Below are 6,773 nucleotides of genomic sequence, written 5' to 3'. Positions count from 1 at the left end.
AGTGCTTTTGCCGTTACGCACCACCCCGTCAGTAGCTGAACAGGAGGGACAGCTGATAGAAACAGAAGCCACTGGAGCACCTCAAAAACACCATCATACACTAAATCAGTAAGTTGGCAGCATCACCCGCGACCAGTTTAATAATAACGCTGACATTATTCCCGGTCAGGATGAGGATGGACTCAATTTTAAACTGCGCGACGATGTGAAAAATAACCGGGGCGAGACCGTTTATGACTGGCTGGGATTTGAAGCAAAAACCCTGATTGATACTTTTATTCAGGAGGTATTAGACAATCCTGAACTCCGTCTTGATTTCATGGCCTACGATCTGAATCTTCCGGACCTGGTCGAAAAGCTGGAGGCGATCGGCCCACGCTTGCGGGCGGTTATTGATGATTCTTCGAAGAAAGATAAAGAGACGGGCATCCTGGAAGGGCACGGCGCGAAGAACAGCAGCGAAAGTGTGGCGTCACAGCGACTGACTGTCGCGGGGGCGCAGGTTACACGTACCCGCTTTTTTAACCTTCAGCACCATAAGGTACTGATCCAGCGCGATAAGCAAAATCAGGCGGTTAAAGTGCTGTGCGGCTCAACCAATTTTTCTTTCCGCGGTCTCTATATCCAGGCGAATAACGTGCTGGTCTTTCATTCCTCTGGCGTTGCGGCATCGTTCGGCCAGATGTTTGATGAGGCGTTTACCGAGCCTAAAGCGTTTCGCCATTCTCCGTTATCGCAGAGTATACAGACAATAGAACATGCAAATGGGCCGACGATTAACGTCTCTTATTCTCCCCATCGCGCAACGTCGCTTTCGCTGGACCCGGTGGTGAACGCCATTAACCAGGCGAGTTCGTCTGTGTTCTATTCCATCGCTTTTCTTAATAATATGAGGGAATCACCGGTGGGCGTTGCGCTTGCAGAATTACTGAATCGTCCTGTCTTCAGCTATGGCACGGTGAATACGGCGGGAGAATTGCAGGTGGTGAAACCGGATGGCACGCTGGCCGTTGCCGATTTTGCCTACCTGGCGAAAAAAGCGCCAGAGCCATTTCGAACTGAATGGGCAGGTGGTAAGGGAATCAATATTCACCATAAATTTGTGGTGACCGATTTTAATCTGGCCAGCGCCAAAGTGTTCACCGGCTCGAGCAATCTGGCCCCCTCGGGTGAGAAGAATAATGGTGACCACCTGATCATGATTGAAGATCAAAAGATTGCGATGGCCTATGTTATTGAAGCCATCAGAGTGTTTGATCATCTCCAGTTTCGTCAGCGAATGCAGGGGGTTGGCGACGTTCAGGTGCTCAAACTGCTCAAACCCACGGCGATAACAGGGCAGCCAGCGTGGTTTACCCGTTTCTATATCGCGGACAGTCAGGCGAAAAACGACCGTTTACTGTTCAGTCATTAACGGGGTTACCGGTTAGCAGATGAGAATTTGGGGTATAACAGGAAGATAACGAAATGGTGCGTCTGAATGGACTCGAACCATCGACCCCCACCATGTCAAGGTGGTGCTCTAACCAACTGAGCTACAGACGCATATAAAGATGAGATGGTGCGTTCAATTGGACTCGAACCAACGACCCCCACCATGTCAAGGTGGTGCTCTAACCAACTGAGCTATGAACGCAATGTTGTGTGTGACAACGGGGACGAATATTAGCGGCAGAGCCGGGATGAGGCAAGAGGGAAATGGTAATTTTCTTCCGGATTTCACCCGATTGCGGAGGAAGTGCGCAAAATGTCGAGAGAATAGCCGCCAACTGGCGGCTATTGCCGTTTTATCGCGCAGCGCGCTGCAGAATGACCGTCGACGGCTGGCGTTGCAGGAAGCGCATCCGCAGCATCATCATAATCGCGGCCGAGGTCAGGCCGATGATAAAGCCCATCCAGAATCCCGCCGGACCCATACGATCCACCACCAGATCGGTCAGTGCGAGGATATAACCGCTCGGCAGTCCCAACACCCAGTACGCTGTAAAGGTGATAAAGAAAATCGAGCGCGTATCTTTATAACCACGCAGGATCCCGCTACCGATGACCTGAATGGAGTCTGAAATCTGATACACCGCCGCCAGCAGCATCAGTTGCGCCGCCAGCGTCACCACTTCAGGATTGTCGTTATAGAGCAGGGCGATATGCTCACGCAGCGTCACGGTAAAGATGGCAGTGAGGCATGCCATGCAGACGCCAACGCCTAAACCGGTACGCGCAGCGGTTTGCGCATCCAGCGTAGAGCCTTGTCCCAGACGGTAGCCCACGCGAATGGTGACCGCCGCCGCCAGCGACATCGGCAATACAAACATCAGTGAACTGAAGTTCAGGGCAATCTGGTGGCCTGCAACATCGACAATGCCCAGCGGCGAAACCAGCAGCGCCACGACGGCGAACAGCGTGACTTCAAAAAACAGCGCCAGCGCAATCGGCAGACCCAGTTGCACCAGACGTTTCATCACCACGCTATCTGGCTTACTGAAGCGCTGCTCATTACGAATATCGCGCATTGAACGTGCGTGTTTGACATACCAGAGCATCGCGCAGAACATCACCCAATAGACCGCTGCGGTAGCCACGCCACAGCCGACACCGCCGAGTTCCGGCATGCCGAAGTGACCATAGATAAAGATATAGTTCACCGGGATGTTGACCAGCAGACCGAGAAAACCCATCACCATACCGGGTTTGGTTTTTGCCAGACCTTCACACTGGTTACGCGCGACCTGAAAGAACAGATAACCCGGTGCGCCCCATAATAATGCGCGCAGGTAACCGACGGCCTTATCCGCCAGGGCCGGATCAATATTGTGCATCGCGCGGATGATGTAACCGGCGTTCCACAGCACGACCATAACCAGCACCGAGACAAAACCCGCCAGCCAGAATCCCTGGCGAACCTGATGCGCAATGCGTTCACGACGCCCGGAACCGTTGAGCTGAGCAATCACCGGGGTTAGCGCCAGCAGCAGCCCGTGACCGAACAGAATGGCGGGCAGCCAGATGGACGTCCCAATGGCGACGGCGGCCATGTCGGTGGCGCTGTAGCCACCCGCCATCACGGTATCAACGAACCCCATTGCGGTTTGGGCGATTTGCGCAAGAATCACCGGAATTGCCAGAGCCAATAACTGACGCGCTTCACTGATATACTTCTGCACGTGTACACCTATCATTTTGTTTTTATTTGAGAGACTAAAAAAGCCGCCACGAGTGGCAGCAAGAAGAAGATGCAGGGGAAATTTCAGTCTATTGTAGCGATGAATACATATTTCTCCAGTGAAAAAACAGGCGCAATGGGTGCTTCACTGGCAACCTGATTTTCCAACTGCTATTGTGGCAGGCAGAAATGGTTTAACTGAATTCAGGAGTTGCAGGTATGTTTACAGGTATTGTGCAGGGCACCGCCAAACTGGTGTCGATTGATGAAAAACCAAATTTTCGCACCCATGTAGTGGAATTACCTGAATACATGCTGGACGCGCTGGAAACGGGCGCATCGGTGGCGCACAACGGCTGCTGCCTGACCGTGACAGAAATTAACGGTAACCGCATCAGTTTTGATCTGATGAAGGAGACGCTGCGCATTACCAATCTGGGCGATCTGAAAGTGGGTGACCTGGTGAACGTCGAGCGCGCGGCAAAATTCAGCGATGAGATTGGTGGACATCTGATGTCCGGTCACATTATGACCACGGCGGAAGTATCAAAGATTTTGACGTCTGAGAATAACCGTCAGATCTGGTTCAAAGTCCAGGATCCGACGTTGATGAAGTACATCCTGTACAAAGGATTTATTGGCATTGACGGGATCAGCCTGACCGTTGGCGAAGTGACTGCGACGCGCTTTTGCGTACATCTTATTCCGGAAACACTGGAACGCACGACGCTTGGGAGAAAGAAACTGGGCGCGCGCGTCAATATCGAAATCGACCCGCAAACGCAGGCCGTGGTGGATACGGTGGAACGCGTGCTGGCTGCGCGTGAAGCTGCGGTGGTGAAAACCGCCAGCGAAGCGTAAGACAGCGCAGCCCCCGCAGGACGGCGGGGGCATGAAGATTAGCGGGCAACGCGCAGGCCGTCTTCGACGCCGCGTGAGAACACCACCTGCCAGAGCTGAATATCGCGGGCGCGAAACGCACCGGCGCAGGCGTTCAGGTAGTAGCTGAACATCCGTTTAAAGCGCTCGGTATAGTTATCGGCAATTTCCGGCCAGGCGGCGAGGAAACGTTCGTACCACGCCATCAGCGTTGTGTCGTAATCCGCGCCGAAGTTGTGCCAGTCTTCCATCACAAAGTGCGCTTCGCTGGCGTTAGCTATCTGGCGCACTGACGGGAGGCAACCGTTGGGGAAGATGTACTTATTGATCCACGGATCGACATTGTTGTCGGTTTTTTTCGAACCGATGGTGTGCAGCAGGAACAACCCCTCCGGTTTCAGGTTGCGATCAACGACGTCGAAATAGGTCGGGTAGTTTTTTGGACCGACGTGCTCAAACATACCTACTGACACAATGCGGTCGAACTGATCGCGCAAGTCACGATAATCCTGCAGCAAAATCGACACATCCAGTCCCGCACAGCGCGCCTGCGCCAGTTTCTGCTGCTCGGCAGAAATTGTCACGCCAACCACGCTAACGTCGTAGTTCGTCGCCATGTAGTGCGACAAACCGCCCCAGCCGCAGCCGATATCCAGCACCCGCATGCCGGGTTGCAGTTGCAACTTCTCGCAGATTAACCGCAGTTTGGCCTGCTGCGCTGCTTCCAGAGTGTCAGCGTCCTTCCAGTAAGCGCAGGAATACTGCATGTACGGGTCGAGCATGCGGCTGAACAGATCGTTACCGAGATCGTAATGCTCTTTACCGACGATCCAGGCGCGTTTTTTACTTTGCAAATTGAACAGGCGAGCGCCGGCGATGCGGAGAGTATCTTTGAAATGGTGCGGAAGTTGGTTTTCCAGTCCTGCGCGCAGGACTTTGCTAAAAAACTGGTCCAGTCGATCGCACTCCCACCAGCCATCCATATAACTTTCACCCAGACCGAGCGACCCCTCTTGTAAAACACGTTTGAAAAAATCGGGGTTTTTGACGCGTATATCTGCTGGTGAAGAGCCGTTGATGGCAATACCGGCGCGGCTTAATAATTCGCTAGTGATACGGTACCAGTCGTCATCCGGTACGCTGACTTCTTCTATACACGATGAACTCATAGCTTCTCCATCACTGGTCGGTGATCAGAACCTTAAAACAGCGTAGACGCTTTTTGGGCTTTGTGAGAAATCTCGCGGGATCATTCCGCGAGTCTATTATCCGACGTAGAACAGAGGAAGGGAGGACCCCTTGCCGAAAAGGCCATCCGTGGTGAACCGGGAACGCTCCGGTTCCCGTTAGCACATAATTATTATCGTAATTTTAACAACCGAAATTTAGTATAGGCCTCAAAAATCGATGATTCAACCAAAAATTGTTAGCCGACTAATTAAGGGTGATTATCATTAATATCAATGGGATTCGCTGTGGGCAATCCCGTGATTATCAGGCTGTTCACTGGCGCTTGAGGTTTGCAGCTGCATCTTATAACCCAGTCCAGCCAGTACGACCGTCGACAGCATCACGCTGGTCGTGGTCAGCAGCGGGGTGCTGATAAGCCAGGAGACCACCAGACTCGCCAGGAAGCACAGACCCAACTGCAGGGTATTTTGCAGGGCAGCGGCACGCCCCGTAGCCTGCGGGAAAGGACGCAGCGCCTGCGCAACCACAATCGGGTAGATAGCCCCGTTGGCAATCGCCATTACACAGAACGGGATCAGGATTTCCGCGAGCGTAATGTGATGGATAAAGCTTGCCGCCCACGTCGCCACCACGCTCAGCGCATAGATGACCAGTAGCCAGGGCAGAAGCTGTTGTCCCTGCCATTTTTGCAGCGCGGCGCGACAACCGTAGCCCCCAATCAGAAACGCGATGGTTTGTGGTACATAGCTCAGTCCAATCACCGCCGGGCTATAGCCCATTTCACTCAGAATAAACGGCGAGCCGGTCAGCCATGCAAAGAAGCTGGCGGAACAGGCAGCGTAAATCAGGACGTTACCGCGGTACGCTTTCGCGCGCAGCAGCGTGGTGAAGGTCAATTTATCTTTGCTGTCGTTTCGCGCCCGGGTAGAGGGTTTTAAGAACAGCGCAGGCAGCATCAGCAGCAGCGTGATGAAAAACAACGTGGCAAAGATCGCCTGCCAGGAAAGATGGGTCAGGATCCAACTTCCTAATAACGGCGCCAGGGCAGGAGACAGTCCGACCAGCGGCATGATCGTCGCGAAAATACGGTTAATTTTATGTGAGGGATAGTAATCGGTGACCAGCGCCTGCCAGATGACGGTCGCCGCACAGACGCCCACCGCCTGAATAAAGCGCAGAACCAACAGCCCTGTCGCGCTTTCGACCCACAGCATACCCAGGCTACCGAGGGCGAAGATGGACAGACCCAGCAACAGGATCGGTTTACGGCCGTAGCGGTCCGAGAGCGGGCCCCACAACAGTTGCGCGACGGCAAAGCCCGCTAAAAACAGACTCAGGCTGGCGCTGACGGCAGATGCCGGTGTTTGCAGGTCAGATTGAATGGCGGCAAAAGCGGGCAAATACATGTCGGTTGCCAGAAAACCCAACACGCTGAGCCCTGCCAGCCAGACTAAAAACCCTTTTCCTGGTTGCATAGTTGTTCTCTAATTTTAATGAATAACACTGGCGCAGAGTGTAGGGAGTGAATTTCGGCTTGTGAAAC

6 protein-coding genes and 2 tRNA genes are annotated in these 6,773 nt (G+C 53.3%); 2 read left to right on the top strand and 6 right to left on the bottom strand.

Annotation, left to right across the window (positions count from 1 at the left end; translation table 11 throughout):
* A partial coding sequence (locus QQZ17_RS07630; RefSeq protein ID WP_001568368.1) for an IS1 family transposase occupies positions 1-72 on the bottom strand: 72 nt, incomplete at its 3' end.
* Positions 73-205: 133 nt separating this feature from the next.
* Between QQZ17_RS07630 and QQZ17_RS07625 the strand changes: the two genes are divergently transcribed.
* Positions 206-1,414: a phospholipase D-like domain-containing protein gene (locus tag QQZ17_RS07625; RefSeq protein ID WP_152404848.1), complete on the top strand. Its 1,209-nt coding sequence runs from the start codon at positions 206-208 to the stop codon at positions 1,412-1,414.
* 54 nt (positions 1,415-1,468) lie between these two features.
* Here QQZ17_RS07625 and QQZ17_RS07620 read toward each other — a convergent pair.
* The 3 genes from QQZ17_RS07620 to mdtK all read right to left on the bottom strand — a co-directional run bounded on the left by QQZ17_RS07620 (position 1,469) and on the right by mdtK (position 3,161).
* Positions 1,469-1,545: transfer RNA gene (locus QQZ17_RS07620), tRNA-Val, on the bottom strand.
* Between the two features lie 14 nt (positions 1,546-1,559).
* A tRNA-Val gene (locus tag QQZ17_RS07615) sits at positions 1,560-1,636 on the bottom strand.
* Positions 1,637-1,787: 151 nt separating this feature from the next.
* Complete coding sequence (mdtK, locus tag QQZ17_RS07610; protein WP_152404847.1) at positions 1,788-3,161, bottom strand: multidrug efflux MATE transporter MdtK; 1,374 nt, start codon at positions 3,159-3,161, stop codon at positions 1,788-1,790.
* A gap of 218 nt (positions 3,162-3,379) precedes the next feature.
* Between mdtK and QQZ17_RS07605 the strand changes: the two genes are divergently transcribed.
* On the top strand, positions 3,380-4,021 hold the full coding sequence (locus QQZ17_RS07605; RefSeq protein ID WP_152404846.1) for a riboflavin synthase subunit alpha: 642 nt from the start codon (positions 3,380-3,382) through the stop codon (positions 4,019-4,021).
* A 38-nt stretch (positions 4,022-4,059) separates the two neighbouring features.
* On the opposite strand, the gene cfa is transcribed toward QQZ17_RS07605, so the two are convergent.
* Together cfa and punC are read right to left on the bottom strand one after the other, a co-directional pair.
* Positions 4,060-5,208, bottom strand: a complete 1,149-nt coding sequence (gene cfa / locus QQZ17_RS07600; protein ID WP_152404845.1) for a cyclopropane fatty acyl phospholipid synthase — start codon at positions 5,206-5,208, stop codon at positions 4,060-4,062.
* Positions 5,209-5,499: 291 nt separating this feature from the next.
* Complete coding sequence (punC, locus tag QQZ17_RS07595; RefSeq protein ID WP_152404844.1) at positions 5,500-6,705, bottom strand: purine nucleoside transporter PunC; 1,206 nt, start codon at positions 6,703-6,705, stop codon at positions 5,500-5,502.
* Between the last annotated feature and the right edge of the window lie 68 nt (positions 6,706-6,773).

Origin of the sequence: Citrobacter sp. T1.2D-1, assembly GCF_950098555.1 — a bacterium.
GTDB classification, from domain to species: domain Bacteria; phylum Pseudomonadota; class Gammaproteobacteria; order Enterobacterales; family Enterobacteriaceae; genus Citrobacter_A; species Citrobacter_A telavivensis.
Note: the sequence above shows the minus strand (reverse complement) of the source record. Positions and strands in the feature narration are given on the sequence as shown.

Excerpts from the sequence above, each read along its gene's own strand:
- QQZ17_RS07605 (WP_152404846.1), top strand. The coding sequence starts at position 3,380 with ATGTTTACAGGTATTGTGCAGGGCACCGCCAAACTGGTGTCGATTGAT.
- cfa (WP_152404845.1), bottom strand. The coding sequence starts at position 5,208 with ATGAGTTCATCGTGTATAGAAGAAGTCAGCGTACCGGATGACGACTGG.
- punC (WP_152404844.1), bottom strand. The coding sequence starts at position 6,705 with ATGCAACCAGGAAAAGGGTTTTTAGTCTGGCTGGCAGGGCTCAGCGTG.